The organism is Sphingobacterium sp. UBA2480 (assembly GCF_002341965.1).
GTDB lineage: Bacteria > Bacteroidota > Bacteroidia > Sphingobacteriales > Sphingobacteriaceae > Sphingobacterium > Sphingobacterium multivorum.
Map to the genome: position 1 here is coordinate 1,077,274 of NZ_DDPA01000007.1, position 24,877 is coordinate 1,102,150.

The 24,877-nt window shown below is 38.3% G+C and carries 29 protein-coding genes; 22 read left to right on the forward strand and 7 right to left on the reverse strand.

Annotation, left to right across the window (positions count from 1 at the left end):
• Window positions 1-264: 264 nt before the first annotated feature.
• The 4 genes from B3600_RS17725 to B3600_RS17740 all read left to right on the forward strand — a co-directional run bounded on the left by B3600_RS17725 (window position 265) and on the right by B3600_RS17740 (window position 2,383).
• Entirely contained in the window at window positions 265-777 is a 513-nt protein-coding gene (locus tag B3600_RS17725; RefSeq protein WP_286753822.1) for a DUF4269 domain-containing protein, read from the forward strand.
• Window positions 778-794: 17 nt separating this feature from the next.
• Window positions 795-1,352, forward strand: a complete 558-nt coding sequence (locus tag B3600_RS17730; RefSeq protein ID WP_286753823.1) for a Crp/Fnr family transcriptional regulator — start codon at window positions 795-797, stop codon at window positions 1,350-1,352.
• A gap of 77 nt (window positions 1,353-1,429) precedes the next feature.
• Window positions 1,430-1,747, forward strand: a complete 318-nt coding sequence (locus B3600_RS17735) for a DMT family transporter (RefSeq protein ID WP_286753824.1) — start codon at window positions 1,430-1,432, stop codon at window positions 1,745-1,747.
• Between the two features lie 165 nt (window positions 1,748-1,912).
• A complete protein-coding gene (locus tag B3600_RS17740; protein ID WP_046674568.1) occupies window positions 1,913-2,383 on the forward strand; it encodes a hypothetical protein in 471 nt (156 codons plus the stop codon).
• A 140-nt stretch (window positions 2,384-2,523) separates the two neighbouring features.
• Here the strand turns inward: B3600_RS17740 and B3600_RS17745 are convergent, their stop codons facing one another.
• Window positions 2,524-3,255 carry a 3-keto-disaccharide hydrolase gene (locus B3600_RS17745; RefSeq protein ID WP_286753825.1) on the reverse strand — a complete coding sequence of 244 codons (732 nt, stop codon included), beginning with the start codon at window positions 3,253-3,255 and terminating at the stop codon, window positions 2,524-2,526.
• 683 nt (window positions 3,256-3,938) lie between these two features.
• Between B3600_RS17745 and B3600_RS17750 the strand changes: the two genes are divergently transcribed.
• From B3600_RS17750 to B3600_RS17780, 9 genes are all read left to right on the forward strand, one after another.
• Window positions 3,939-4,061, forward strand: a complete 123-nt coding sequence (locus B3600_RS17750; protein ID WP_256604641.1) for a hypothetical protein — start codon at window positions 3,939-3,941, stop codon at window positions 4,059-4,061.
• Window positions 4,062-4,124: 63 nt separating this feature from the next.
• On the forward strand, window positions 4,125-4,466 hold the full coding sequence (locus B3600_RS25650) for a DUF7674 family protein (protein ID WP_422663611.1): 342 nt from the start codon (window positions 4,125-4,127) through the stop codon (window positions 4,464-4,466).
• Window positions 4,467-4,544 carry a potassium-transporting ATPase subunit F gene (locus tag B3600_RS25620; protein WP_084823209.1) on the forward strand — a complete coding sequence of 26 codons (78 nt, stop codon included), beginning with the start codon at window positions 4,467-4,469 and terminating at the stop codon, window positions 4,542-4,544.
• A 141-nt stretch (window positions 4,545-4,685) separates the two neighbouring features.
• Window positions 4,686-6,371, forward strand: a complete 1,686-nt coding sequence (gene kdpA, locus B3600_RS17755) for a potassium-transporting ATPase subunit KdpA (protein ID WP_286753826.1) — start codon at window positions 4,686-4,688, stop codon at window positions 6,369-6,371.
• A 26-nt stretch (window positions 6,372-6,397) separates the two neighbouring features.
• Window positions 6,398-8,407, forward strand: a complete 2,010-nt coding sequence (gene kdpB, locus B3600_RS17760; protein WP_286753827.1) for a potassium-transporting ATPase subunit KdpB — start codon at window positions 6,398-6,400, stop codon at window positions 8,405-8,407.
• A gap of 25 nt (window positions 8,408-8,432) precedes the next feature.
• Entirely contained in the window at window positions 8,433-8,999 is a 567-nt protein-coding gene (locus B3600_RS17765) for a K(+)-transporting ATPase subunit C (protein ID WP_070565439.1), read from the forward strand.
• Window positions 9,000-9,046: 47 nt separating this feature from the next.
• Entirely contained in the window at window positions 9,047-10,132 is a 1,086-nt protein-coding gene (locus tag B3600_RS17770) for a porin (RefSeq protein WP_070565437.1), read from the forward strand.
• Window positions 10,133-10,193: 61 nt separating this feature from the next.
• Window positions 10,194-11,315 carry a histidine kinase gene (locus B3600_RS17775; protein ID WP_070565435.1) on the forward strand — a complete coding sequence of 374 codons (1,122 nt, stop codon included), beginning with the start codon at window positions 10,194-10,196 and terminating at the stop codon, window positions 11,313-11,315.
• 24 nt (window positions 11,316-11,339) lie between these two features.
• Window positions 11,340-13,076, forward strand: coding sequence for a HAMP domain-containing sensor histidine kinase (locus B3600_RS17780; RefSeq protein ID WP_286753828.1), 1,737 nt, complete (start codon window positions 11,340-11,342; stop codon window positions 13,074-13,076).
• Window positions 13,077-13,203: 127 nt separating this feature from the next.
• Here B3600_RS17780 and B3600_RS17785 read toward each other — a convergent pair whose 3' ends face one another.
• Together B3600_RS17785 and B3600_RS17790 are read right to left on the reverse strand one after the other, a co-directional pair.
• Complete coding sequence (locus tag B3600_RS17785) at window positions 13,204-14,205, reverse strand: aldo/keto reductase (protein ID WP_286753829.1); 1,002 nt, start codon at window positions 14,203-14,205, stop codon at window positions 13,204-13,206.
• Window positions 14,206-14,287: 82 nt separating this feature from the next.
• Window positions 14,288-15,196, reverse strand: a complete 909-nt coding sequence (locus B3600_RS17790; RefSeq protein WP_286753830.1) for a helix-turn-helix domain-containing protein — start codon at window positions 15,194-15,196, stop codon at window positions 14,288-14,290.
• Between the two features lie 184 nt (window positions 15,197-15,380).
• On the opposite strand from B3600_RS17790, the gene arsC reads away from it, so the two are divergent.
• The 5 genes from arsC (at window position 15,381) to B3600_RS17815 (ending at window position 19,102) form a co-directional block, all read left to right on the forward strand.
• Window positions 15,381-15,734, forward strand: coding sequence for an arsenate reductase (glutaredoxin) (arsC, locus tag B3600_RS17795; RefSeq protein ID WP_112376581.1), 354 nt, complete (start codon window positions 15,381-15,383; stop codon window positions 15,732-15,734).
• A gap of 699 nt (window positions 15,735-16,433) precedes the next feature.
• Window positions 16,434-17,081 (forward strand): hypothetical protein, encoded by a 648-nt coding sequence (locus B3600_RS17800; RefSeq protein ID WP_201303551.1) that lies wholly within the window; start codon window positions 16,434-16,436, stop codon window positions 17,079-17,081.
• Between the two features lie 33 nt (window positions 17,082-17,114).
• Window positions 17,115-17,852, forward strand: a complete 738-nt coding sequence (locus tag B3600_RS17805; protein WP_115045787.1) for a DUF1266 domain-containing protein — start codon at window positions 17,115-17,117, stop codon at window positions 17,850-17,852.
• A gap of 337 nt (window positions 17,853-18,189) precedes the next feature.
• Window positions 18,190-18,564 (forward strand): hypothetical protein, encoded by a 375-nt coding sequence (locus B3600_RS17810; protein WP_139144972.1) that lies wholly within the window; start codon window positions 18,190-18,192, stop codon window positions 18,562-18,564.
• Between the two features lie 91 nt (window positions 18,565-18,655).
• Entirely contained in the window at window positions 18,656-19,102 is a 447-nt protein-coding gene (locus B3600_RS17815; protein ID WP_286753831.1) for a hypothetical protein, read from the forward strand.
• A gap of 1 nt (window position 19,103) precedes the next feature.
• Here B3600_RS17815 and B3600_RS17820 read toward each other — a convergent pair whose 3' ends face one another.
• Window positions 19,104-19,553 carry a hypothetical protein gene (locus B3600_RS17820; RefSeq protein WP_112376195.1) on the reverse strand — a complete coding sequence of 150 codons (450 nt, stop codon included), beginning with the start codon at window positions 19,551-19,553 and terminating at the stop codon, window positions 19,104-19,106.
• Window positions 19,554-19,856: 303 nt separating this feature from the next.
• Between B3600_RS17820 and B3600_RS17825 the strand changes: the two genes are divergently transcribed.
• Both B3600_RS17825 and B3600_RS17830 read left to right on the forward strand, forming a co-directional pair.
• The gene (locus B3600_RS17825) at window positions 19,857-20,291 is read left to right on the forward strand and encodes an SRPBCC domain-containing protein (protein ID WP_070565417.1); all 435 of its coding nucleotides are present in this window, start codon (window positions 19,857-19,859) and stop codon (window positions 20,289-20,291) included.
• 45 nt (window positions 20,292-20,336) lie between these two features.
• Window positions 20,337-21,122, forward strand: a complete 786-nt coding sequence (locus B3600_RS17830) for an alpha/beta fold hydrolase (RefSeq protein WP_046674583.1) — start codon at window positions 20,337-20,339, stop codon at window positions 21,120-21,122.
• Between the two features lie 34 nt (window positions 21,123-21,156).
• On the opposite strand, the gene B3600_RS17835 is transcribed toward B3600_RS17830, so the two are convergent.
• Window positions 21,157-21,357 (reverse strand): YqaE/Pmp3 family membrane protein, encoded by a 201-nt coding sequence (locus B3600_RS17835; protein WP_046674694.1) that lies wholly within the window; start codon window positions 21,355-21,357, stop codon window positions 21,157-21,159.
• Between the two features lie 284 nt (window positions 21,358-21,641).
• Between B3600_RS17835 and B3600_RS17840 the strand changes: the two genes are divergently transcribed.
• On the forward strand, window positions 21,642-21,845 hold the full coding sequence (locus B3600_RS17840; protein WP_139144971.1) for a hypothetical protein: 204 nt from the start codon (window positions 21,642-21,644) through the stop codon (window positions 21,843-21,845).
• A gap of 106 nt (window positions 21,846-21,951) precedes the next feature.
• Here B3600_RS17840 and B3600_RS17845 read toward each other — a convergent pair whose 3' ends face one another.
• Complete coding sequence (locus tag B3600_RS17845) at window positions 21,952-22,497, reverse strand: hypothetical protein (protein ID WP_115049336.1); 546 nt, start codon at window positions 22,495-22,497, stop codon at window positions 21,952-21,954.
• Between the two features lie 248 nt (window positions 22,498-22,745).
• On the opposite strand from B3600_RS17845, the gene B3600_RS17850 reads away from it, so the two are divergent.
• Entirely contained in the window at window positions 22,746-23,192 is a 447-nt protein-coding gene (locus B3600_RS17850) for a GNAT family N-acetyltransferase (protein ID WP_115049334.1), read from the forward strand.
• Window positions 23,193-23,392: 200 nt separating this feature from the next.
• On the opposite strand, the gene B3600_RS17855 is transcribed toward B3600_RS17850, so the two are convergent.
• Window positions 23,393-24,595 carry a transglutaminase-like domain-containing protein gene (locus B3600_RS17855; RefSeq protein WP_286753832.1) on the reverse strand — a complete coding sequence of 401 codons (1,203 nt, stop codon included), beginning with the start codon at window positions 24,593-24,595 and terminating at the stop codon, window positions 23,393-23,395.
• Between the last annotated feature and the right edge of the window lie 282 nt (window positions 24,596-24,877).

Here is a 24,877-nt window from a genome sequence, read left to right on the forward strand (position 1 = left end):
AATGACTAGGTGATTTTTAAACCGCGATAAAGGTAGGAGAGTAGTATTGATTTTGTGTTAAGTAAATATTATTTAACGGTTTCCACTGTCGTAGGTATAAACCGTTTTTTATTATTGATAATTCAGTCCAATCTTGCTTGCGGCTATTTTTTAATTTTGATTATGTTTACGTTTTTTCTTTTGTTGTTTAGTATATTCAAACCTATTTAACCGGATTGGATTTTATCGTTACTTATGACCATAAATTTTAAAAACATAGATTATTTGAAGTCTGGAAACGACGTGCAGAAAAAAGCCTATCGGTTATTGACTGACTATCAAATTACTACTCTTCTTGATGCTTATGATCCGATTGTAGTTGGTACGATACCGATTCAGCTAGATGTGGGTGGGAGTGATATAGACATTATTCTTTGTGTCGACGATTTTGATGCTCTTGAAGAAATGCTGTCTCTTAATTTTTCGAAACATGCACATTTTCGGTTACAGCGGCCGGCCGATCGTGTAATCGTCTGCCGTTTCACGATTGAAGAGCAGCTTTTTGAAATTTATGCAACGGATAAAGCAACTGAAATTCAGAATGGATACTTACATATGCTTAAAGAGCATGAAATTATTCAATTGAGGGGTGGAGAATTCGCTGAACAGGTCAGACAGCTCAAGAGGAGTGGGATAAAAACTGAGCCTGCATTTTGTCAGCTATTGGGAATTGAAGGCGATGCATATACAGAACTTCTAAAGTATAATCCAGCAGATAACACGATGAACTATGAATGATTTTAATCTATAATAGAATGAATCCCCTAGTTGCACAGTTCAAAAAATATGGCTATCTCAATGAAGCAATTGAGAAAGCGGTAGAAAATAGAACGCGTTATTTCTTTAAGAAAAAGGGCGAGCATTTTTTGAGAGAAGGGCAGCATTTATCCAGCTATTTTGTTTTAAGTACAGGATTACTACGAGCTTATTTTTTTAAAAACGGACGTGAAATGAACAGCTGGTTTGGTGAGGAAAACCAGATTTTTGGATCGATTTTACCCGTTTATACTGAAAAACCCTCTTTTGAAAATATTCAGCTTCTTGAAGATTCCGAGATCTATGCTATTTCTGTAGACGATTTAAATGAATTGTATAGAATTTATCCTGAACTAAATCTTATCGGTCGGAAGATTGCCGAGGAGGTTTGTATTATTCTTGAAGAACGGATTATGTCGCTGCATACCGAATCTGCAGTAGAACGATATCAATCGCTCATACGCTTACAGCCCAATTTGTTAAATAGAATTAATCTCGGTCATATTGCATCATATTTAGGGATTACACAAGAAACACTTAGTCGGATCCGGCGATAAGGTACGATTTTGATATAAGTCAAAAAATGCACCTCATTTAGCGATTATCTTTGCTGTAGAAATTTAAACTATTGAAAATGAATTGGATTGCATTGATCATCGCTGGCATTTTTGAAATTGGCTGGCCGCTCGGATTAAAAATGGCTCAACAGCCAGATTCAAATAAATTGGGTTGGATCATATTGGCTATTGTTTCTATGAGCATTAGTGGAGGATTATTGTTTTTCGCTCAAAAGGCAATTCCTATCGGTACAGCTTATGCCGTATGGACAGGTTTGGGAGCTGTGGGAACATTGATTGTTGGAATCTTTTTTTTCGGAGATTCTGCCAATATATTTAGGCTCCTTTCAGCAACATTGATCGTCGCTGGAATTATCGGTTTAAAAATATTCTAAAAAGCCACAGGAAATGCTATTTATGTTAGGGAAGATTTAAATAAATTATAAAGGTGAGCTCAATTTGCTTGACTAGAATGTTCAAAGTCGTTTGAAACGCACTTTTTTAATCAAAACTCCTTATAAAAGAGTAGGTTGGGATGATTTTTGCTTGATAATCAAATTATGAGGCAAGAACTAGCAGAAAAAATAGAATTGTATAGTAAAAGGTACGGCCTATTTATGCGGCCGGAGTATATTAGCTTTGCTCGGGACACGACAAGACTTTTGCTTCGCAATGAATGTCTCCGTGAAGGTGATATAAAAGCGTACCAAGACTATATTGCTTCTCATTATCCGGAAGATCTTCCCTGGGAAATGAAACAATATCAGGAAACGACCAAAGCATTGGAACGAATGAGTAAGGAAATGGCAATTGCTTGGGTGAATACGCATCAAATCAATATTTTCGAATCCGATATTTTTATCGATGATGAAGATTCAATTTTGCGCCCTATTCAGTCAAAGGATGAAGATATGTTTCGCTATAATTTTAATGCGTTGGAAGAACTCATCTACAATCACCAAAGACCAGAAGATCTATTTCGGCGGAATAGGGATTGTTTTTGGATAGATACAAGAATTGAATGGCGGTAGTTTGCAGCTCATCTTGATGCTGTTTCCCAAGCATTATCTCCTTTTATAATGAATACTTCTTGCGATATTTTTTATAATCGAGACGCTAAAACAATTTTTTGTTTTAGCGTCCAAGTCCTTCGCATATCTGAAGGACTTTTTTATAAAAGCTTTATTTTTAGATTTCTAAACGATACGCCTCTCGACCAATCCTGCAGTGCTAATTTCCCATTGATATGCTTACCAAACTCCGGATAATCTTTGAAATTACTATGCTTTACTAAATCTTTCCATTTAGCTGAATTAAAATCCATTTCAGCAGTGATTTTTCCATTTAGGAAGAATGTAATTTTTCCATCTTTCTGAACGATACTGGATTCATTCCAATCATCTTGCGTTTTAATGTTGACAAAGTTTTGTTGCGGTAGAAATGTATAAAGACAGCCCGAACGCTTTAGCGGTTTATCAAAATCAGGATGGGAATCTGCCAACAGTTGGTACTCCGGTCCAGAATGGTAGGTCGCATTAATATCGGGTCTTTCCTGTACGTTGACAAAAACGCCACTATTTCCCTCTTTTTCCAGCTTCCATTCAAACTTAAACTCATAATTTTTATACTCTTTGTCCGATACCAAGTCGTATTTTTGGCTTTCACTGTTTGGGTCACAGTAAATTGTTCCATTTTTTACAATCCAGGCCGTAGGCGCATTTTTGCTATTATTGTACGTATGCCAATTGTTGAGCGTGCTACCATCAAATAAAAGTTGCCAGCCATTACTTTGCTCTTCTTCTGTCAATGTATTGGGACTGCTTTTTTCATTTTGACAGGAGAGTAAAATACAGCCCAGAAAGACCCATAAGGTGATTTTTTTGAAAAGGTTTAAGTTTATCATTGTTTTTATTTTTATAAGTGTCTTTTTAATACGTTTTCCCAACCAATATGTATTCCCTAAAATAATTTTTAATGTGAACTTTTGGAGACAATTTCATATTCCTTTGCAAATTTGTTACATAGTGCTTCTGCTAATACTTATCCCGAGGTTCACATATTCTCCCATTCATTCATGAATTTTTAAAATGTGCTGGCCCATCATTTTAAAAGATAAATCGGCTCAAGCCGTCTATACTTTTTTGGTCACCTTTCAAGCATAGATGACAAGGTACACATTATAATGATTTGATCACATTTTCAGCATAGTCATTCTCATTTTGATAAAATAACCGTATCAAAATGATAGGATTCTCCAATTCTATTTTGTGACTTATTTTTTTATATCATCTGATTAATAGTGTTTTATGATGTTTTTCGGCACAGTGGAACAGGATTTGGCTTATGGGGACAAATGAATGTAAATATGAAAACAGGACGGAAAAGAAAAGTATGTGGTAAGAGTCCGCCGAGGGGGACGATCGGCAAAGCTACTAGCATTAAATTCAAGTTTAAAAAATGAAATCGCAAGTCACTAATAAAGTTTAACAATGGTAATAACAATCATACTCATCATAACTGGACTATTTTTCTTCTGGTTATTCTATAAAATGGTCGACTTTTTCGGCAAAATATAAAATAAATAATATGAAAGAGAAGCAAGAAAATAAAGGCAGAGGTTCCGCTCATAATGTGTCGGGCGACCGTATAGCGAAGGTCATCGTAGTGGTATTGATTATTGCAATGATTTTTCAACTCTATATCGGGTAGATTTTGATACATAGTTTTACGAACAACATGAAAAAATTAAATCAATACGGTGCAGGTCTGTATATGGCGCTCCATTATAAAGAAATCCGATCAGAGATTAGTTTCCTATTACGGAAGCACAATTTTGCAGGAGCTTTACAGGCCGTTATTAATCATCTTCGGAGCTTAATAGTACTGCAAAGCACGGACAAAATTTGCCAGCATATTCATTTCCTCGGAATGATTTATGGACGAGGAAACAATTATGTAAAATACATTTTGGAAAATCTTTTTGTTAGATCTTTAGGAGGTCTTCGACGTATAAGTTCGGTCCATGCATGGGCAGAAATCGAAGCCCAGCTACCAACACCATTTTTAGAGGTCCTCAAAGGACAACAAATCCATAACCTTCTAATATCAAAGTAAATGACAGCTTTATTTATTGTAGCACTACTGGTTTTTACATACATCTGTTATGTACTCTTAAGGCCAGAAAAATTTTAATAACAAGATTACTCATTCGTCATTGTCAGCGATGAAACTGCGCTTTCAGTCAGTCCTTTTGGCATTACGAAGTCAAAAGAAGGGCTTAAAGTTAGCTGACGATTGATCATGATACACTTTTTATACAAATCAATTAAAGAAATGAATACAGAGATTCTTGGAATCATAGTGATGTTCATCGTAACATTACTACTCGGACTTCCCCTCGGGAAATATATAGCTAAGGTATATGGTAACGAAAAGACCTGGTTAGATCCATTGTTTCAACCATTGGAACGTTTTTTTTATCGAGTGACAGGAATTAATCCCAATGTTCAGATGACTTGGCAACAGCACCTCGTTGCTCTTCTGACAATTAATCTAGTGTGGTTCGTGTTGAGTATGGCTATCCTGATGAATATGGGAAGTTTGCCTTTAAATCCAGATGGAAATCCTGGAATGACTGCTGATTTGGCTTTTAATACTAGTATATCCTTTTTGGTTAACTGTAATCTCCAACACTATTCTGGGGAGTCGGGCGTGAGTTATCTAGGACAAATTTGGCTCATGTTTCTCCAATTCGTGACTGCAGGCGTGGGAATGGCTGCTGCAGTGGTTATTTTTAAAGCTTTTAGGGATAAAACAACAACGCAATTGGGCAATTTTTACGATTTCTTTGTGAAATCTTGCACCCGCATTTTACTCCCTATCTCGGTCCTGGTTGCTGCTATTTTCGTGTTCCAAGGCATGCCGATGACATTCGAAGGTAAGGACAGTATGATTACGGTTACTGGAGATACCGTACAGGTAAGTCGAGGACCAGTAGCTGCCTTTGTTCCAATTAAACATCTGGGAACAAATGGAGGTGGTTTTTTTGGTGCGAACAGTGCGCATCCATTCGAAAATCCCAATTATTTGACCAACATGGTGGAAATGATTGCCCAGTTTATTATCCCGATGGCGATGATATTTGCATTCGGCTTTTTTATTCGCAAGCGTAAATTTTCATGGATGATGTTTGGCGTGATGACCATTGGGTTTATCATCCTGACGATTCCAAATATAAAAATGGAAATGGCTGGAAATCCAGCGATCGCACAGATGGGTATTGATACGTCTATGGGGGCTATGGAGGGAAAGGAAGTACGTATTGGTGCCGCAGCATCCGGCTTTTGGAGTATTGTCACAACGATGATTTCGACGGGATCAGTCAATTCTATGCATGATAGTTACATGCCCTTATCTGGTATGAACGAACTGATAGCCATGATGGTGAATGCCTTTTATGGCGGTGTGGGCGCGGGGATACTCAATTTCTTCATTTTTATTATACTTGCCGTTTTCATTAGTGGCTTGATGGTGGGGCGCACACCAGAGTTTATGGGTAAGAAAGTTGAAGCGCGCGAAATGAAAATCGCCATGATTGTTGCTCTTGCCCATCCTTTTCTAATCCTTGTCGGTACAGCACTTGCGACAGCATTTCCAGCCCAAGGTGCTTCTACATTGAATAACCCTGGATTCCATGGTTTTAGTGAAATATTGTACGAATATACTTCGTCCGCAGCCAACAATGGTAGTGGTTTTGAAGGTCTTGGAGATAATACCATTTGGTGGAACATTTCGACGGGTATCGTATTGTTACTCGGCCGATTTATACCGATTATAGGCCCAATTGCTATTGCTGGGTTATTGGCTGAGAAGAAATTTATACCTGAAGGCGAGGGAACGCTAAAAACTGATACAAGTACATTCGGTTTAATGGTATTCGCTGTGATCGCGATTATTGCGGCACTCTCTTTCTTCCCTGCGTTGGCACTGGGTCCAATTGCGGAATATTTTTCCATGTAATACGTAAAAATTAAAGAATTCTAAAAATGAGCAGTCAACAAACATTGTTTCAGAAAGAGCTTGTACAACAAGCGTTAAAGCAATCTTTCGTGAAGCTAAATCCTAAAATAATGTTCCGTAATCCAGTGATGTTTACCGTGGAAATCGGGACGTTGATTATGGCCGTGGTTTGTCTTTGGATAATGACCGGAGAAAAATCACAAGGTACACTTGGTTATAATTTTACAGTATTTCTTATTCTATTTTTAACCTTGCTGTTTGGCAATTTTGCGGAGGCAATTGCCGAAGCCCGTGGGAAGGCGCAAGCAGATAGTCTTCGGAAAACTCGGGAGGAAACTCCTGCAACCCTGCGCGATGGTCGGGTCGTTTCATCCGCTCAATTGAAAAAAAATGATGTTTTTGTTTGTCAGGCTGGTGATGTAATTCCATTGGATGGGGAAATTATCGAGGGGTTGGCGACAATAGATGAAAGTGCAATTACCGGTGAATCAGCACCGGTGATCCGCGAGGCTGGGGGCGATAAAAGTTCAGTTACAGGTGGCACCAAGGTTTTATCCGATCGAATTGTCGTGCAGGTAACGACAGAACCGGGTGAAAGCTTTCTGGATAAGATGATCGCACTGGTCGAAGGGGCAAGCCGCCAAAAAACACCTAACGAGATTGCCTTAACCATCCTTTTGGCAGGTTTTACACTTGTTTTTATTATCGTAACGGTGACCTTAAAACCATTTGCGGATTATGCCAATGTCGGTATCACCATTGCTTCGTTTATTTCACTTTTTGTTTGTCTGATTCCAACGACAATAGGTGGTCTTTTATCGGCGATTGGTATCGCGGGAATGGATCGCGCACTTCGTGCAAATGTTATTACAAAAAGTGGCAAGGCAGTTGAAACGGCGGGTGACATTGATGTCTTGTTGCTTGATAAAACTGGAACCATTACGATCGGAAATCGTAAGGCGACAAATTTTTATCCCGCCGATGGTGTCATGAAAGAAGCGCTGGTACGTGCAGCAACATTGAGCTCCATGGCGGATGAAACACCAGAAGGGAAATCAATTGTCGAATTGGCTGGTGTCAACCCATCGAGCTATAAGGTCGAAAACCCGGCATTCATTAAGTTTACCGCCGAAACCCGTAGCTCGGGAATAGACTTTGAACAGACACGTATTCGTAAAGGTGCAACAGATGCTATTCGAAATATCATTGTAAAGGCTGGAAATCTATTTCCTCAGGAAATAGATGAGCGCGTAAAGCTTATCTCTCAAAATGGGGGGACCCCATTGGTCGTAGCCGAGAATGAACAAGTACTCGGTGTCATAGAATTGCAGGATGTGATAAAACCCGGGATTCATGAACGCTTTGAAAGGTTGCGAAAAATGGGTATTAAGACTGTTATGGTGACAGGAGACAATCCGTTAACGGCCAAATATATTGCCGAAAAAGCAGGGGTGGATGATTTCATCGCCGAAGCGAAACCCGAAGACAAGATGAACTATATCAAAAAAGAACAGCTTGACGGGCGATTGGTCGCCATGATGGGGGATGGTACAAACGATGCTCCGGCACTTGCACAAGCGGATGTTGGTGTAGCAATGAATAGCGGTACGCAAGCTGCAAAAGAGGCTGGAAATATGGTCGATCTCGACAATGATCCGACCAAATTGATCGAGGTTGTGGAGATAGGTAAGCAATTGTTGATGACCCGGGGTACGCTGACAACATTCAGTATTGCAAACGATGTTGCCAAATATTTTGCGATTATTCCGGCCCTGTTTATTGCGGCAATACCGGCGCTTCAAGGTTTAAATATTATGCAGCTCAGTAGTCCACAAAGCGCCATACTATCGGCTGTCATCTTCAACGCAATTATTATCCCATTACTGATTCCTTTGGCATTAAAGGGAGTTGCATACAAACCTATAGGCGCAAGCGCATTGTTACGGAGAAACCTGCTCGTTTTTGGACTTGGTGGAGTGCTCGTTCCATTTATTGGTATCAAGGTCATAGACCTACTGGTTTCGCTATTTATCTAATACATTTTTAATAATTAAAGCAAAGATGAAAACACATATATATCCAGCAATAAAGATTACAATAGTTTTATTGCTCCTGCTGTCAGTTGTATATCCGGCCCTTGTTTGGGCAATAGCTCAGATAGCACCTAATCATGGAAAAGGGGAAATGCTAGCGTACAACGGGCAAAAGTATTACAGAAATATTGGACAGGCCTTTACGCGTGATGATTACTTCTGGTCGCGTCCTTCCGCTGTTGGTTATAATGCAGCAGGATCGGGAGGAAGTAACAAAGGACCCTCTAATGGGGAATATCTTTCGGAAGTTAAGGCCCGTATTGATACGTTCTTAGTCCACAATCCCACCGTAAAACGCGAACAGGTACCGGTAGACATTGTTACAGCCAGTGGCAGTGGTTTGGATCCAGATATCTCGGTAGAGGCCGCAAAAATACAAATCGATCGTGTTGCGAAAGCAAGAGGTATATCGGTAAATAGCTTACAGTCTCTCGTTGATGCTCACGTTCAGACCCCTCTATGGAATATGTTTGGACCTCGCAAAATCAATGTCCTTGAACTAAATATTGCTTTGGACAAGATGGTTGAAAAATAAAATTGACCTGATGGGTCATTGATTTACACTTTACAAGAACGATATACATGAAAAAACTAGCGATGTTGGCCTGTTTACTCGCAGGAGCAACACAATTATTTGCACAGCAAGATACAACTCAAAATACCCAATTGTCTATCAGTGGTTACCTTGAAGCATATTACCTTCGGGACTTTAACAACCCAATTGGAAATACACGCCCAGGCTTTGTATATAGTCACAACAGAACAAATGAAGTAAACATAAACTTGGCACTTTTAAAAGCTGCGTACGAAACAACCAATACACGTGCAAATCTTGCTTTTGGTGTCGGTACATATATGAATGCGAACTACAGTGCGGAACCCGGTGTCTTAAAAAATATTTACGAAGCGAATGCCGGTGTTCGTATCTCGAAAAAACATAATCTATGGATCGATGCTGGAATATTTTCATCCCACTTGGGCTTTGAAAGCGCTATAGGAAAGGATAATTGGACTGTAACAAGGAGTATTTTTGCTGATAATTCCCCTTATTTTGAAACCGGCGCAAAAATATCCTATACATCCGCATCAGGAAAACTATTTTTAAGCGGGCTTATATTAAACGGATGGCAGCGGATTCAACGTGTGGATGGTAGCAGTTTACCTGCATTTGGACATCAATTAGTCTATAAACCGACAGCTAAATGGACTATCAATAGTGGTTCTTTTATTGGCAGTGATAAAGCGGATAGCGTCAGACAGATGCGCTATTTTCATAATCTATATGCCATTTATCAAATGAATGAAAAGCTGGGAATTACATTCGGATTTGATATTGGAGCGGAACAAAAAGCAAAAGGTAGCTCAACGTACAATGTATGGTACACGCCTGTGTTAATTGCACGATATGCGACGACCGAAAAATTTAGCTTAACAGCAAGAGGAGAATATTACAACGATAAGCATGGTGTAATCGTTTCGACTACGACAGATCAAGGTTTTCAAACGTTTGGCTATTCTTTAAATGCAGATTATGCAATTCTTCCCAATGTCGTTTGGCGCACGGAACTACGTAATCTCACCAATAAAGATGCTATTTTCCTTGATCGGACAAATAAGTTGGTGAAAAATAGTTTGACGGCTGTCACAGCACTTACAGTTAGTTTTTAAAACAATCGTTCCTGTCGTGTGTTGGATCGGCAGGAACTTTCTGAAATGAAAGGCAATAAAAATGGAAGAAAGGAAAAGCGCTGAACACTTTTTGGACCTTATCCGAAAATCGAGAAGAGGTCGCTTCAAACTTTATATCGGCATGAGTGCAGGCGTCGGAAAAACTTACCGCATGTTACAGGATGCCCATACACTTTTACAGGGAGGAATCGATGTGCGTATTGGCTATATTGAGACACATAATCGGAAGGAAACCCATCAATTGCTGGATGGTCTACCCGTTATAGCCCGACGCCATCTTTTTTATAAAGGCAAACAGTTAGAGGAACTGGATCTTTATGCTGTTTTGAATTCACATCCTGAGGTCGTCATTATCGATGAGCTGGCACATACCAATATTGAAGGTAGCAAAAATACCAAAAGGTGGCAGGATGTTATGGAGATTCTGGAAGCCGGGATTAATGTGATCAGCGCTGTAAATATCCAGCATATTGAGAGTTTAAACGAGGAGGTTAAAGCGATTACAGGGGTTGAAGTGCAAGAACGTGTCCCTGACAGTGTTATTGATTCCGCCGATGAAGTCGTTAACATTGACCTTACTGCAGAAGAACTTATCATCCGCCTAAAAGAGGGCAAGATCTATGACGCTTCAAAAATTCAGGCAGCACTTCAAAACTTCTTTAAAAGCGAACATATCTTGCAATTGCGGGAAATGGCGTTGAAAGAAGTGGCTTCCCAGGTTCAACGTAAAGTGGAGATCGAAGTTCAACCTCAACGATGGGTACGAAAGGAGCGTTTCCTGGCTTGTATAAGTTCCAATGAAATAAAAGCAAAAAACGTGATCCGAAAAACAGCGCGCTTAGCAGGGTATTACAATAGCAGTTGGTTTCTGCTTTATGTACAGTTGCCAAAAGAGCGTGGCGATCGGATAGCCTTAAATAAACAGCGGCACCTGATCAATAACTTTAAGCTGGCGACAGAACTTGGTGGTGAAATTATCAAAGTGGAAAGTCATAGTGTGGCAAAAGAGATTATCGCTTTGTGCGAGCTCCGCAAGATCACCACAGTTTGTATTGGTAAACCACGATTATCTCTTTTAAGGATGTTACTTGCTAAGGATACATTTAGCAAATTGCTGACGCAACTGTCGACCGAAGACATCGACCTGATTATATTGTCATAATGATAAAGGTAAATTGTGAATAAGATGAAAATAAAAACGAAACTTACCTTTGGTGTAGGATCACTTTTTCTCATGATCTTTCTACTCGCCACTTTAAGCGGCTGGTATGTAAACCGGTTAAAAAAGGATACCGCAAATATATTGACAGCAAATTACAACACGCTGCTGTATGCCAAGAATATGTTATTGGCTTTGGAGGAAATTCCTGTTGAAAAAACTGCTTTTAAGAACTTCGAGGTCAACCTTGACAAACAACGGAGAAATGTTACTGAAGTCGGAGAGCAACAAACAACGAACGCGATTGCTGAACATTTTTTAAAACTGAAATATAAGCCCTTAGACATCACTATTATCTCGTCCATCAGAAAGGATATTGCTTTGTTAATGGAGCAAAATATGACGGCAATTTCTAGGAAGAGTATTGTTGCGGATCGTACCGCAGAACATGCAATTTTGGTCATTTCATTTGCTGGGGCACTCTGTTTTATTATTGCTTTTATATTGCTGGTCAATTTGCCGTCCAATATAGCTGATCCCATAGCAAAATTGACAGCGAGTATTCGACAGATTGCAGGACAGAACTACAAAGAACGAATTCAGGTACAGAGCGGAGGTGAGTTTGCTGAACTCGTCGCTTCATTCAATTCCATGGCAGAGAAACTTGAAGAATACGCTGAAAGTAAACTTGAAAAAATTTTAAAGGAAAAAAGTCGAATCGAGTCTCTTGTGGATCATATGCATGATCCGGTGATAGGCTTCGACGAAGAGCGACGTGTTATTTTTGTCAACGAGGAAGCGCTTCGCATCACCAATCTACATAAAGATCAACTTCTCGGAAGATCTGCTTTGGCAGTTTCAGATGAAAATGATCTTGCTAAAGATATTTTTAAAGACCTGTTCCTTCCCGTGGAGCAACGTGAAAAGAATGCTGTTAAAATTTATGCGGACGATAGAGAAAGCTATTTTGAGAAAGATGTTATCGATATCAATGTTTTGCCGACTGGTGAACTGGAATCAAAGTTTATTGGGCAGGTGATTATCCTAAAGAATATTACGCCATTTAAGGAACTTGATCTTGCAAAAACAAACTTTATCGGCACCGTTTCTCACGAGTTCAAAACACCTATTGCTGCGATTCAGATGGGGGTTCAATTGCTGGAAAATGAACAAATAGGCCATCTGAATACCGAACAGCTCACCTTGTTAAACGGAATAAAAGAGGATTCTAACCGACTGCTTCAAATAACCGGTGAACTGTTAAATATGACCCAGGTTGAAAGTGGTTCCATCCAAATTAACTTACATACGACAGAAATACAGCCTATTATTGAATATGCTATCATGGCGAATCAATTTGCTGCGAATCAAAAAAATATACACTTTGTTATCGAGGTAGATCCCAAAGTGAAAGCTATATTTGCTGACAATGAGAAAACTGCCTGGGTTCTTACCAATTTTCTTTCCAATGCGATACGTTACTCGCATGAAGATTCGGTCATTCGTATAGGGGTGGAAAATAACGAACTTAAAACAAAATTTATCGTTACCGACAGCGGACAAGGGATCGAGCCTAAATATCTGGATAAAATATTTGCACGCTACTTTCGTGTACCGGGATCCAAAAAAGGTGGAACAGGACTTGGTTTAAGTATTAGTAAAGAGTTTATAGAAGCGCAAGGAGGCGAGATTGGTGTTGAAAGTGATTATGGCGCAGGAAGTTCTTTCTATTTTTCATTACGTACTGCTATTCCCGATAATTAATACATACTAATCGGATGGTGTCTGTTCCTATAGTGTATTATGACAACACGACAAAGTTGGATCAGATGAGAACAGTTTTTGAGATTATAAGTGGTGCCGGCGAGCCACTCATAATCTCAAAAATGGATTAATGGTTAACTAAAGCCATAGCAGCTTCGCTGTATCGAGCTCCGATATTAGGGTATTTATGGAGTATTTCATCGATTGTTTTTAAATCATCATTCGATAATTGTATGTCAAGGGCGCCCACATTTTCTTCCAGGTATTTTCTTTTTTTAGTTCCTGGAATGGGAATGATGTCATTTCCCTGTGCCAGTACCCACGCTAAAGCGAGCTGTATAGGACTACAGTTTTTATCTTTTGCCAGTAGAGAGAAGTCGGCGACCAATTGTGCATTGTTCAAAGCATGTTCGCCTTGATTACGCGGTAAGGTTCTTCTAAAGTCGTCCGAAGCGAGATTTTCTAGATTTAAAGAATTTGAAAATAATCCACGCGCTAGCGGTGCATAAGGAATTAAACTTATCCCCAATTGACGTACAGTCTTTAGGATTTCTTTTTCTACATCGCGTGTAAGGAGCGAATATTCGCTCTGTAAAGCAGCTATAGGGTGTACGGCATTTGCTTTGATGATTGAGGCGGGGGATGCTTCGCTTAAGCCAAGATACCTCACTTTTCCTTCTTTAACCAATTCCGCCATAGCGCCTACGGTCTCTTCGATGGGAATATTGGGATCTACGCGATGTGCATAATAAAGATCTATGGTATCTATTCCAAGGCGTTTTAAACTTTTTTCCACCGCTAATTTTATCCATTCGGGCGAGCCATCGAAGTAGGTGTTTGCCGTACCACTTGGACCTGCTACTTCATCTTTAAAGCGAAACCCAAATTTTGTTGCAATAAAAACTTTGTCACGGTTGGGAACAAGTACTTTTGAAATAAGCTCCTCATTGGCACCGTTGCCGTACATATCTGCGGTATCCCAAAAATTAATGCCTAGGTCCAATGCTCTTTCCAATGTAGCAATGCTCTCTTTCTCGTCCGTAGGTCCGTATGCAAAGCTCATTCCCATACAACCTAATCCAATCGCAGAGAGTTTTTCATTTGTTGTTCCAAGATTTCTATATTTCATAATAATGACATTTTGTTTAATACAAAAGTACACATGGAATAAACGAAGGGAGTTAAGACAATCAAACAGATTGTTATACAATTCAAACAGAACCGCTTCGGACTTGGTTTGGGGACATCCCCGTGTGCTTTTTGAAGAAATTGGTGAAATAGGAAGGATATTCAAATCCTAGGCTGTAGGCAATATCCGATATATTCCAATTGGTATGCAACAACAAAGCTTTGGCTTCTTGGGCCACACGGTTTGCAATGTGTGTACTGGTGGTTTTGCCTGTGGCTTCTTTTACCGACCTGTTGAGGTGATTGATATGAACCGAAAGCGCATGAGCATAATCTGCAGGGCTTTTCAACTGTAGGCTAAGCTGAAGGGTATTGATTGGAAATTGTCTTTCTAACAGCTCAAGAAATAGTCCCGATACCCTGGTTGAAGCGTTGGTATAAGATCCAAAACTCGCTGCGGGACTCGATTTCATGGTTTCATGAATTAGAAGATGTAGATAACTTCGCAACATATCATCTTTATGAACGTAGCTTGAGTTCATTTCAACTATCATCTTCTGGAAGATTGCAGAAATTTCTGCTAATTGTGTTTCATCCGGAAAATAGATCGGATTGCTGCCTATCTTGAACAGCGGGGAGTCTTTTAGACTTTCTATCCGTTCACTATGCTGTATAAATTCCTCTGTAAATATACAATACCATCCTGATTGTTCTGAGGATTCCGGTTCCCAAGCATAGGGGACAACCGGATTCGCAAATAACATGGCCGGTTTATCGATTTGTATCCACTTATCTGCGTAATATAGTTTTCCACGCCCTATAATAAGGGAGGTTTTATAAAAATCACGGCGATTGTACGGAGATACGACAGTACAGGATTCTCTACTGAAAACATTGAAATGCCCAATTCCGGTATTATTTAGCGGCAAATCCAAATTAGTTAAACCTGGTTGCCTTTTGTAAAAATCTGTTACACTTTCGGCTGATTTCATATCACTAAATTAAAAAAAGTGAAACAATCCTAGGTCATAAATGGATCAGTTTCTCAAAAATGAATTCCAATTTTTGGTTAGCTAATGGTATTTTATTTAAACTGTTTGTGATCTTGTTCGTATTTTTGCGTTATCCAATAATTGTTTTTCTTTATCACAAAGATACCCTTTACATGTTATGGCCATGATTAAAATTTATCATAATAAAAATTGTAGCAAGAGTTGTAATGCATTGGAAGTGCTACAGCATCAAGCTGTGGATATAGAAGTGCAGGAGTACTTAAATGATGTTCCAACCAGAGACCAGTTGATTGAATTATTGGGACAACTCAATTTAAAACCTTTGGAACTTATCAGAAAAGGAGAATCTGTTTTTCAGGAAAAATTCCAAAATCTTCATTTGACCGATGAGCAATGGATCGATGCGATGTTAGCGTATCCGATCTTAATTGAGCGACCTATCGTTGTAAAGGATGGTGTAGCCGTAATTGGTCGACCTATTGAAAAAGTTGTAAAGCTCATTCTGGCTAAACAATAAGTTGGCTTGATCTTTGTGACTTCTTTTTTATGAAGCATTTTATGAATATATTGACAGCCTTGTTCGATATTTTTAAACTATTTGTCTGATCTAACTCATACTTATCTTCAGTGATCTGAACAGACTATTAGTTGAGCAAATTAAGTTTATTGATGTCAAATAGGCTATCTATGGTTATGTTTACTTAATCAAGGGCTTGCTGACGTGTTCGGATGCAATATGCTGGTCATTTTTTTCTTATCATTTTCAAGGGCAACAAAGGGAAGATCAGACAGTACTCGGATTCTAACTTTCGACAGTGCTTGTTCAGTGATTACTCAGTGCTTGTTCAGTGATCATTCAGTGTAGACTGAATAAACAATGATTGACTACTGTCTAAAAATTGATTTAAAACTGTTATTAGATACAATTTGGTATCAATGTATTTCAGTTTTATCCTTGATGTCTATGACCTACTCTAGTAAATACGGAAATCATACAGTCTACTTGTATTTAATTGGTTAAAATATTTGAAATAACTATTGTCATGTTGTTTTCAAATATTGATTATTAAGCTACAAATATCGCTAAGTTTTGACCTAATATGGGTTGCAGATTTAAGGGGTGAATAATTATGTGCAGATTTACGGTGATCAATGAAAACATGGGGTATGTTTTCACGATTTTACAGATTTAAATACTTCATTAAATATTTTTAGTTTGAAAAGAGTCCTCATTATCCTGTTCATATTGCTGGTTTCATTTTTAATTGCAGCGTTTTTTATAAAAGTCAACAAGAGGGAAACCTTACTCTATAAGATACAGCAGTGGGTTAGCTACGACGCAGCAGATTGGGAAAATTACGAAAAAAATAAGCAGCTATTGGCTTCCGGAGCCACCGAAGTAACGACGACGGAAGTGACGGCTGCCGAAGATGATCTATATCCGGTCGATACGAATCGCATATCGCCGGAATTTAGGGCTTTAGAAATCGAAAAAATTAAAAAAGCAGATTTTGGGCGATTAGTAATAGCAAAGTTACGACCCGATCATGAGGATGCACAAATTGCATTAATTCATCTCACAGATCGTAAATTGACCGATGTGATAATCAATCAGAAGATTAATATTAAAGTTGGAACTTGTTTTGAAAACCCAAAAACAGCAGGTAATTATCGCTGTGTAAGTTGTATGATTTTACTTTACAATCGAGAGAAGAAAGATTGGGTTGAAGCTCCAAACGGCGAGAATTTCTTGAAAAATGCCTATGATTTCTACCAGGCGTCCGAAGGGGATATTTGGCAAGCACGCGAGCTGTCCATGAGAATCCCGTACGATTATGCGCTGGTAGCAAAATATAGTAAGTAAGATTTCTTTTAAGTAGTTAATATCAATACCGTTATGTTTAAATTTTTGAAAGAATTATTGAATGCGGCAAAGGAAGGTGTAAATGAAGCCAAAGATGAACTTACTTTGAAAGCCGAAGAGGAAAAAAGGGCGGGAAGTTTAGTACCTGATAACACTATACTTCTGAATATTCCTTATGAAGAACAGTTTGGTAATGCGCTAGGAGCCGCATTTAGAGTGATTGTTTTTGGGGATTGGTTTACAGTATTCGGAAGTACCGGAGATGATGGTAGTTATCCCATTCACTTATATCAATTTGGTAATTATCCAAGAATTGATCAATATAGAAGTGATTTTATCAAATTGCTACAGAGAGATTTTGGTATAACGGATAGAGAAACTTGTCTTCAAATGTTGAGTTCATACTTTACGTTACTTGGGATAGAAAAGACAGGGACCGCATTAGAGGGAAAAAACTGCAAAATTGATACATCCATTTGGGATATCTCCAAATCAGGGGTAAATGCCTTTGTTGTTGCTGTAGTAAGTCATATTACGACATCCGCAACAGACGTTGGATATTTACCAAAACCTGTGGCATTAAATGTTCTCAAGAGTTTGTCACTATATGCGAGAAAGCATTTTATTGATTGGTTGCAATTTTCCGATTATTTCCTGGAAGGAGAAGATCAAGTTGGTGTAAACAGTAAAATTGGGAAATCTTACTTGAAAAGGTATATTGGGTATCTTAAAGAAAAGAAAGGAAGTCCTTGGAATAATATCGCATGGTAGAATGGTAATCATTCCGTCTGAGTGTTGTCTCACGTGGCCTTCACATCCACTACATTTTACAGCTTTGGATTTGCTTTATCAATTTGAACAACAAATCGCTCAGAAACAACTCGGTGACCATAGGTATTTCGAAGGATTAGATGCTATCGAGAAAGATGAAGGGGGAATTCCGATGTTCTATCTGACTTGTGGAAGTTAATTTCTTTTTGTGGAATAAATGAATTCTAAAGGCATCATTTTGGTTCTCAGTTGTGTGTTGATCGTTGTCATGTTGATAGAAGTCTATAGGAAAAATGTAGCTAAGAAATATTTATACGGTGTTAAAAAAAGCTATGAAATGAATGATCATTTTGAGACAGATAAATTAAGAAAACTGTCATCACGTCCCTTTTTATTTGGTATAGAAGATAATCTGCTAAGTGACGAAGATTATTTTTTTGATGAAAATTATTTCTACGCTGTCGGTCGAAGAGGCGGGGCAGGTAGATCCTTTAGGTTAGTGGATATCATTGAGCTTCGTAGGACATCGACTCAAATTAATAATCACTATATCTGGCAAGTCGTCGTTCAATTGGATAGTAAGGGACAGTCCATTTTCAGTTTTACGCATAACTATTCCCTCTGGAATAGGAATTTCTATGCTTTTTATCAAAAAATACGGGAACTAAATCCACATGCAATCAAATCAAAATGGAGTTTGTGGAGGATGTAACAAATTCAATTTCAGCGTTTGTTTTGTACTGAAAAAGTTGTCGTAACTAAAACTGTAATCTAATAACTTTTGTTATCCTAAGTAAAAGTTTATGGGCAAATTACGATTATTGATCATGAGTGTGTTGGCAATTTTTATTTATGGAGCTTGTCAATTTCCTCAGCGCCCACCACAATCCAGTACAAATGAATCTAATCACAAGGCACAGGAATTACCTTCTAACGTAACCTTTTTTGGTGGTGGAAGATCTAAGGAAATGAATATGGTATCAGGGAAAACAGATACTATTTTCATTTCAGTCCATCAGGCAGATTCGGTTCTTATCAAAATAAAAACTCCCATGGATACAGCCAATGTACGAATTAGTCAGCTTTTTCTGCCCGATGGTTCTTCTGATGGTCCTTTTGGCAAGGAGTTTACCTATAGATTTAAAGATATTGGCCAATATCATATTACTGTGAATGAGAATAAAATGATAGGGAATCATTATTCAGGGCCATATATAGTGCAAATTGTGCCAATAGTTCAATCTTTCTAGGCTATTCGACATCACCTTTGTATTTAATCGTATTATTTACATAAAGCGCTGATTTTTTAGCATCGTATCTATAGTTATCCTTCTGATAAATGTCATTCTCAACTTTATCCAAGATAACGGTTTTTTTACTGTCATCAGGTAAGAATAATTCTAGCTTTGATTTGTCCTCGCTAAGGACAACAAAGGCACTAATGATAGCTTTTCCTTCTTCTTTCTCCGTTGGATTTAGGCGTAAGCCAACATTAAAGACCTGGATACATCCTTGTTTGATCTCACTCCAAGTTTGTCCTGCCGCGACCAAACAACCGTGCTCATCCTTGTTGCCGCCGATCGACGAGGTTGCTTCTTCCTTGCTTTGATCAACTGCTTCTTTGGATTCATTGTTCTTGGGAGTATTATTACAGGCCGTGAAAGTAACAAGACTCATTGCTATAAATGCTAATTTTCTCATTTGAATCGGTTTTTATATGTTCCATGAGGTTCGTACAATAAATATACCACAGTCATCAGTTTATTCTTTAATCGACCCACTACGTTAGATTTTCCTCCTTTAATTAGCTATAAAGTGTATCTCTACAGTATCGCAGAAAAATGTGTAGCGTAGGTCAATATTGTCATAGGACAAGTCGAATTTCTGTATAGTTTATTAATATTGTGATGTCGTTCAATGTAGCCTTTTATCTCAGTACATTGAACGGAATGATTTTAAACCGGTGTAGATAGATAAAAGGATTCTTATCATTTAAAACATCCTATGAAACATAAAGATCAACCTGTAAAAAAATTGGTTTCGGTTATTTTAGTTGAAAAGCAGCTAGCCGATGTTTGGAAATACTGGAATGATGCTGATGCCATTATGCAATGGAATATCCCATTTGACGATTGGCACTGTCCGGCTGCTGGTATCGATTTTAGGGAAGGAGGGATGTTTAATTTTAGAATGGAACAAAAAAATAGTCGCGAAGGATTTGATTATGTGGGTGTGTACGATGAGATTATTTGGATGGAGTCTATTGAAAGTAACAGTGGGGGAAGAAAGTGTATTGTGGAATTTCAGGCGATTGACAACAATACAATTATTCGCGAAACTTTCGACCCTGATCCGTTTACAAGTTTGGACCTGCAACAGTCTTTTACCGATGGGGTCTTGTTAAGTTTTAAAAAATTTATAGAAAACAAATCGCTGTAGAAGCGTGTTGCTAATGATAAAAATATAGACCATTTAGTATAAATTATGCGTGAAATAGAATCGAAAAGCGGTTATGCACCTGCTAACGGGATAAAACTTTACTACGAAATATTTGGCACAGGAAAACCTCTCGTTCTTATTCATGGTGGTGGCTCCTCCGGTTTTTCGGATTTTGAGGAGACTGTAAAAAGGTTGCATGATCAGTATCAGTTGATTTTGATAGATCTCCAAAATCATGGAAGATCCGATCATCGATCCTCAGCTGAAACATTCGAGCAGGATGCCAAAGATATTTTGGCTGTTCTAGATTTTCTTTCCATCGGAAAAGCTTCGTTTTTTGGCTTTAGTAATGGAGCGACAACCCTTTTGAAATTTGCGACGATGTATCCAGACAAGGTCGAAAAGCTGATAGCAGCATCTGGAAATACCAAAAGAGAGGGGCTTCTGGATGGTTTTTTTGAAAGTATGGAAGCGTCAACTATTAACGATATGCCGCCATTTCTGAAGGAGAATTTTATGAAGCTGAACCCAGATCCAGAGAAGTTTAGAAATATGTATGAAAAAGACAGCCAGCGCATGATACACTTTCAGGATTTTGACGCCGAATCCTTAACGCGTTTGACCTGCCCCGTATTTTTGCTAGGCGGAGACCAAGATGTTGTGAAAACGACACATTTAGCTGCTATGCAACAGCAGATTCCTGCTGCACGATTACTTATTCTACCGGCAAATCATGGCAACTATATGATGGCTGATTTTAATGGCGATGTCAACGTTGAACTGATTGATTTTACATTAAAACAAGTACAACAATTTTTGGAATCTAAATGATGTTCGGGTTATCGAATAACGGAGCCCTAATGATTTATCGGTAATTACGCATATTGCGTTCCAATTTACGCATGCGCTGTTCATTTTTCCCGTCAACACGCGATGCAACCGCCCATATGGCTGCGGGTATCCAACCAAGTATAGTTATCTGAAGGATCAAACAGAGAATGCCACTTAGAATTTTACCACGTAAAAAAAACGATAACCAAGGAAGTAAAACTGCTATTAGTATCATAAGTAAAAGGTTTATAAACATTAAAATACAAAATTACGGTATTCACTACTAAAAATTGCAAATAATATCAACTTAAGCAAAATAAGTAGTTTTTTTAGAATTGTAATGTATTGATATATAACGCTTAGTGGTTTTGTCCTGTTAGCTTATGTAAATGTTAAGAAAACTTAAAACATGCTATTGGATAGCCAAATTTAAAAATTTTAAGGAGGAGTGGCACCAAAGTTGATGTTTCCCTGTCGAATATTTTAGATGCAGATTACATATAATAAATGACGGAAAACATGGGAAACGATAATAATATTATTGAGAATTTAAACAGCAAATATCATGGATATCTAGAAGATGAGGGGAAATGGCTCAATGAAGGATTTAAGAATATTTTCATCGATGGGGAACCAAGTAAAGCAAATCTGAAAACCTCGGTTTATCTGATGTTACCCCAAGAGATCAGAGAATATGTCGATCAGTTGTTACCCAACGATTGATTATAAAATTATACGAACAAGTAAATCAAATTAAAAGTTTACTAGGATCAGTTTGTCCTGATTTTAGTAAACTTTCTTCTTTAAAAAAAAGGACCAGTAAATCTTATTAAATGCCGAATTCTTTCACGGTTTGGCAAATTTGCTCTTTTTGTTTTCGGCTTAATACGTTCAACATGGTCAGGATTTCTTTACCTTGAAAAGTCTCAAGCTCAAGTCTCGGACCCAACCAATTGCTTTCAATAACGCGGATATTAACGATTTGAATGTAGGGCACGAATACCAGCGCATCCAGATCTGCCAAAGCCCACACACTCCCGGTCTTTTTTTCGATCCGTTTAAAATACAATCCTTTTTTATCTGTCCGGGCTCGGATAACTTTCCTGCTGTTTTTTAGAAGAAGGAAGCCGCCGATAATAAAAGATAAGTGGAGTAACAGCATAAATAATGAGACTAAAAAGCGAAATACGTCTTTAAAGTCAAGTACCATGGCGCTGAAATTCTCTTTAAGTGAATTATGAGGATGATAACCGATAAAACAAGTCGATATCCCCATTAAAATCAAAATACTGCCAATGATAATGGATCGCCAATTTGGTAGGTAATAATTGATAAAGGTTTCACTGTCTGTAGCTGCTAATTTTCTCCTTTTCATATCTAAATATAGGGACCTTATAAATTGACTGCATCGAAGAATTACAATTCGTTCAGAAGCATTTATAATTCGACAACTATTAGTTATAGGGGCATGAAGTCTGTTTTTGAAATTATTATGAACTTGTTTATTGGTCGCATCGAAATCCATGCTACCGAAGATTGGACCACTGTACATCTGCTATCTGGATGAGGTTGATACGAAAGAGTTAGGATACATTTGCACTATAAATCAAACTATTTAATGAAATGAATTATAACATTAGAAAGGCAAGTCTTGAGGATCTTGATCAAGCAGCAGCGTTATTCAATCTTTATCGAATTTTCTACAGACAGGAATCGGATTTGGAAAAAGCCAAAGAATTTTTGAGGGAGCGATTTTTGAACGGAGAGTCAGAAATCTTTTTGGCAATTCAGGGCGAACATGCGGTTGGTTTTGTTCAGCTTTATAAATTGTTTCATTATACTAAATTGCAGCGGCAGTGGTTGTTGAGTGATCTATTTGTGCATCCTGATCATCGGAGTAAAGGTCTTTCGGTTCGGCTTATAGATCGAAGTAAAGCTTGGTGTGAAGAGACTGGAGCTTGTGGTCTGATGCTTGAGACCGAGAAAACAAATGTTATCGGTAATAGTCTTTATCCGAGGTGTGGATTTGAATACGACGGCATGCATAACTATTATCATTGGTGGCGATAACTTTAATTGGATCGTCAGTGCACTCCCGCGCCTGGCGATCCAATTGGCAACTGAGATTAATTAGACGGCATCGACAGTCATTTTACCCCATTGGGCACTGCTGCCTGGATTAAGATTTTGAATCCGTGCTATCACTTCATCACTCACTGTTTGGTCAAAAATATTTTTCATAATTTCAATTTACGAAATAATAATCTACATTAATTGAAGTATAATATCACATTTAAAGGCTCATCATTTACAGTTACTTTCTTTTCGGTAGGCCCATTTTTATTGCTGTACCTCAATGTATAAGACTGATTTTTTTTCACGATAAATGTTAAATGATCATTCGCATCCTGCAGTTTAGTAGCAGTCGAGCCTCCGCCAATTTGATCATTTCCTTGGAAGATATCTACATTGCATTTTGTTCTTCCTTCCGGTTGACATTGATCCTTACTGAGATACATGGTTACGTTTAGACGGGTGTAAGATTTGTCCTTCAATTGTTGGCTATATTGCTGATTGAATAGATCAATATAGCGCTGAGAAACATTATCGGCATACACTTCTGTTTCACTCCACGCCGGGAATGAGGTAGCTGCCGGTTTGTAGGAAGCCGCATAAATAGAATGTTCCTTGCTATTCGGATCGGCTTTACCCGCGTCTGCTAAAAACCAGCTGTAATTCAGGTCTTTGTCCGGATAATATTCAGTAAAATACCATTTACCATTAATCCACACCTCGACCCAACTGTGGTTACCACGGTTGTCATGCCAGTTTGGCGTTCCCGCAATCCGAGCCGGTATACCTACTGATCGCAATGCGTCGATCAATAAAATGGATAATCCGGTACAAGAAGCCATTCCTTGGCTTATCGATTCAGATGGATTTTGATCTGCTTTTTTTCGTTGCGTATTGTAATCGACTTTCACTTCATCTCTGATATTCTTATTTATGGCTACAATGGCATCTTTTATCGTTTTGCTATTTGTCACATATTTTGAGAAACGATCGTAGAAGTCACCACGCCAATCGTCGAGATCTTCAGAAAAAACCCGATAGGGCAATACCTCATTTAGAAAAATTGAATCTGGAATTTCCTTTGCCCAGGAAAACGTTGATCTTGCCTGGTAAGCCTTTTCAATATTATGGATAAGATGATCACTCTTAATAGTCGTTAAATCATTCTTGGGCATATAAGCTATGAGAAAAGCCGCCCCTTCACGCATTTCTTTGGGTAGTTTCGCTAGTACTTTCTCTAATTCAGTGCGATTCATGCCGGCAGCTTTTAGTGCATTTTTGACCGGTTTTTGATACTGACTTGGCAACGAGGAAAGCTTGAAATCTTGTGCAGATACGTTGAAAAAAATGGCTGTAGACAAACAGCAGAAAACGAAAGAAAATACCTTTTTGAACATCATATGAGCTTGCTTGTTCTTGATCTATTTAAATTAACACAATTTGTATATTTCAAACATAGATAAATTGATTTTTATATGCAAGAATACGTTTTATAGTCTGACTAGTAGCTTGGAAGCCCAATTTACTTAGTGATGTTTCTGAATTTGAGCAGAAGGACTCCCAAATAGCAAGCGACCACGAATGATGTACTTTGGATTGCGCTGCACTTCTAAAAAGTCAAAAGGTGTTAATCCCGCACAATTTCATTTGCAAATGAATACAAATTTATTTTAGTTTGAAGA

Bases quoted from the DNA above. Each gene is read 5' to 3' on its own strand.
- B3600_RS17730 (WP_286753823.1), top strand. From the start codon at position 795: ATGAATCCCCTAGTTGCACAGTTCAAAAAATATGGCTATCTCAATGAA.
- B3600_RS17735 (WP_286753824.1), top strand. From the start codon at position 1,430: ATGAATTGGATTGCATTGATCATCGCTGGCATTTTTGAAATTGGCTGG.
- B3600_RS17740 (WP_046674568.1), top strand. From the start codon at position 1,913: ATGAGGCAAGAACTAGCAGAAAAAATAGAATTGTATAGTAAAAGGTAC.
- B3600_RS17745 (WP_286753825.1), bottom strand. From the start codon at position 3,255: ATGATAAACTTAAACCTTTTCAAAAAAATCACCTTATGGGTCTTTCTG.
- B3600_RS17750 (WP_256604641.1), top strand. From the start codon at position 3,939: ATGAAAGAGAAGCAAGAAAATAAAGGCAGAGGTTCCGCTCATAATGTG.
- B3600_RS25650 (WP_422663611.1), top strand. From the start codon at position 4,125: ATGGCGCTCCATTATAAAGAAATCCGATCAGAGATTAGTTTCCTATTA.
- B3600_RS25620 (WP_084823209.1), top strand. From the start codon at position 4,467: ATGACAGCTTTATTTATTGTAGCACTACTGGTTTTTACATACATCTGT.
- kdpA (WP_286753826.1), top strand. From the start codon at position 4,686: ATGAATACAGAGATTCTTGGAATCATAGTGATGTTCATCGTAACATTA.
- kdpB (WP_286753827.1), top strand. From the start codon at position 6,398: ATGAGCAGTCAACAAACATTGTTTCAGAAAGAGCTTGTACAACAAGCG.
- B3600_RS17765 (WP_070565439.1), top strand. From the start codon at position 8,433: ATGAAAACACATATATATCCAGCAATAAAGATTACAATAGTTTTATTG.
- B3600_RS17770 (WP_070565437.1), top strand. From the start codon at position 9,047: ATGAAAAAACTAGCGATGTTGGCCTGTTTACTCGCAGGAGCAACACAA.
- B3600_RS17775 (WP_070565435.1), top strand. From the start codon at position 10,194: ATGGAAGAAAGGAAAAGCGCTGAACACTTTTTGGACCTTATCCGAAAA.
- B3600_RS17780 (WP_286753828.1), top strand. From the start codon at position 11,340: ATGAAAATAAAAACGAAACTTACCTTTGGTGTAGGATCACTTTTTCTC.
- B3600_RS17785 (WP_286753829.1), bottom strand. From the start codon at position 14,205: ATGAAATATAGAAATCTTGGAACAACAAATGAAAAACTCTCTGCGATT.
- B3600_RS17790 (WP_286753830.1), bottom strand. From the start codon at position 15,196: ATGAAATCAGCCGAAAGTGTAACAGATTTTTACAAAAGGCAACCAGGT.
- arsC (WP_112376581.1), top strand. From the start codon at position 15,381: ATGATTAAAATTTATCATAATAAAAATTGTAGCAAGAGTTGTAATGCA.
- B3600_RS17805 (WP_115045787.1), top strand. From the start codon at position 17,115: ATGTTTAAATTTTTGAAAGAATTATTGAATGCGGCAAAGGAAGGTGTA.
- B3600_RS17810 (WP_139144972.1), top strand. From the start codon at position 18,190: ATGAATGATCATTTTGAGACAGATAAATTAAGAAAACTGTCATCACGT.
- B3600_RS17815 (WP_286753831.1), top strand. From the start codon at position 18,656: ATGGGCAAATTACGATTATTGATCATGAGTGTGTTGGCAATTTTTATT.
- B3600_RS17820 (WP_112376195.1), bottom strand. From the start codon at position 19,553: ATGAGAAAATTAGCATTTATAGCAATGAGTCTTGTTACTTTCACGGCC.
- B3600_RS17825 (WP_070565417.1), top strand. From the start codon at position 19,857: ATGAAACATAAAGATCAACCTGTAAAAAAATTGGTTTCGGTTATTTTA.
- B3600_RS17830 (WP_046674583.1), top strand. From the start codon at position 20,337: ATGCGTGAAATAGAATCGAAAAGCGGTTATGCACCTGCTAACGGGATA.
- B3600_RS17835 (WP_046674694.1), bottom strand. From the start codon at position 21,357: ATGATACTAATAGCAGTTTTACTTCCTTGGTTATCGTTTTTTTTACGT.
- B3600_RS17840 (WP_139144971.1), top strand. From the start codon at position 21,642: ATGGGAAACGATAATAATATTATTGAGAATTTAAACAGCAAATATCAT.
- B3600_RS17845 (WP_115049336.1), bottom strand. From the start codon at position 22,497: ATGAAAAGGAGAAAATTAGCAGCTACAGACAGTGAAACCTTTATCAAT.
- B3600_RS17850 (WP_115049334.1), top strand. From the start codon at position 22,746: ATGAATTATAACATTAGAAAGGCAAGTCTTGAGGATCTTGATCAAGCA.
- B3600_RS17855 (WP_286753832.1), bottom strand. From the start codon at position 24,595: ATGATGTTCAAAAAGGTATTTTCTTTCGTTTTCTGCTGTTTGTCTACA.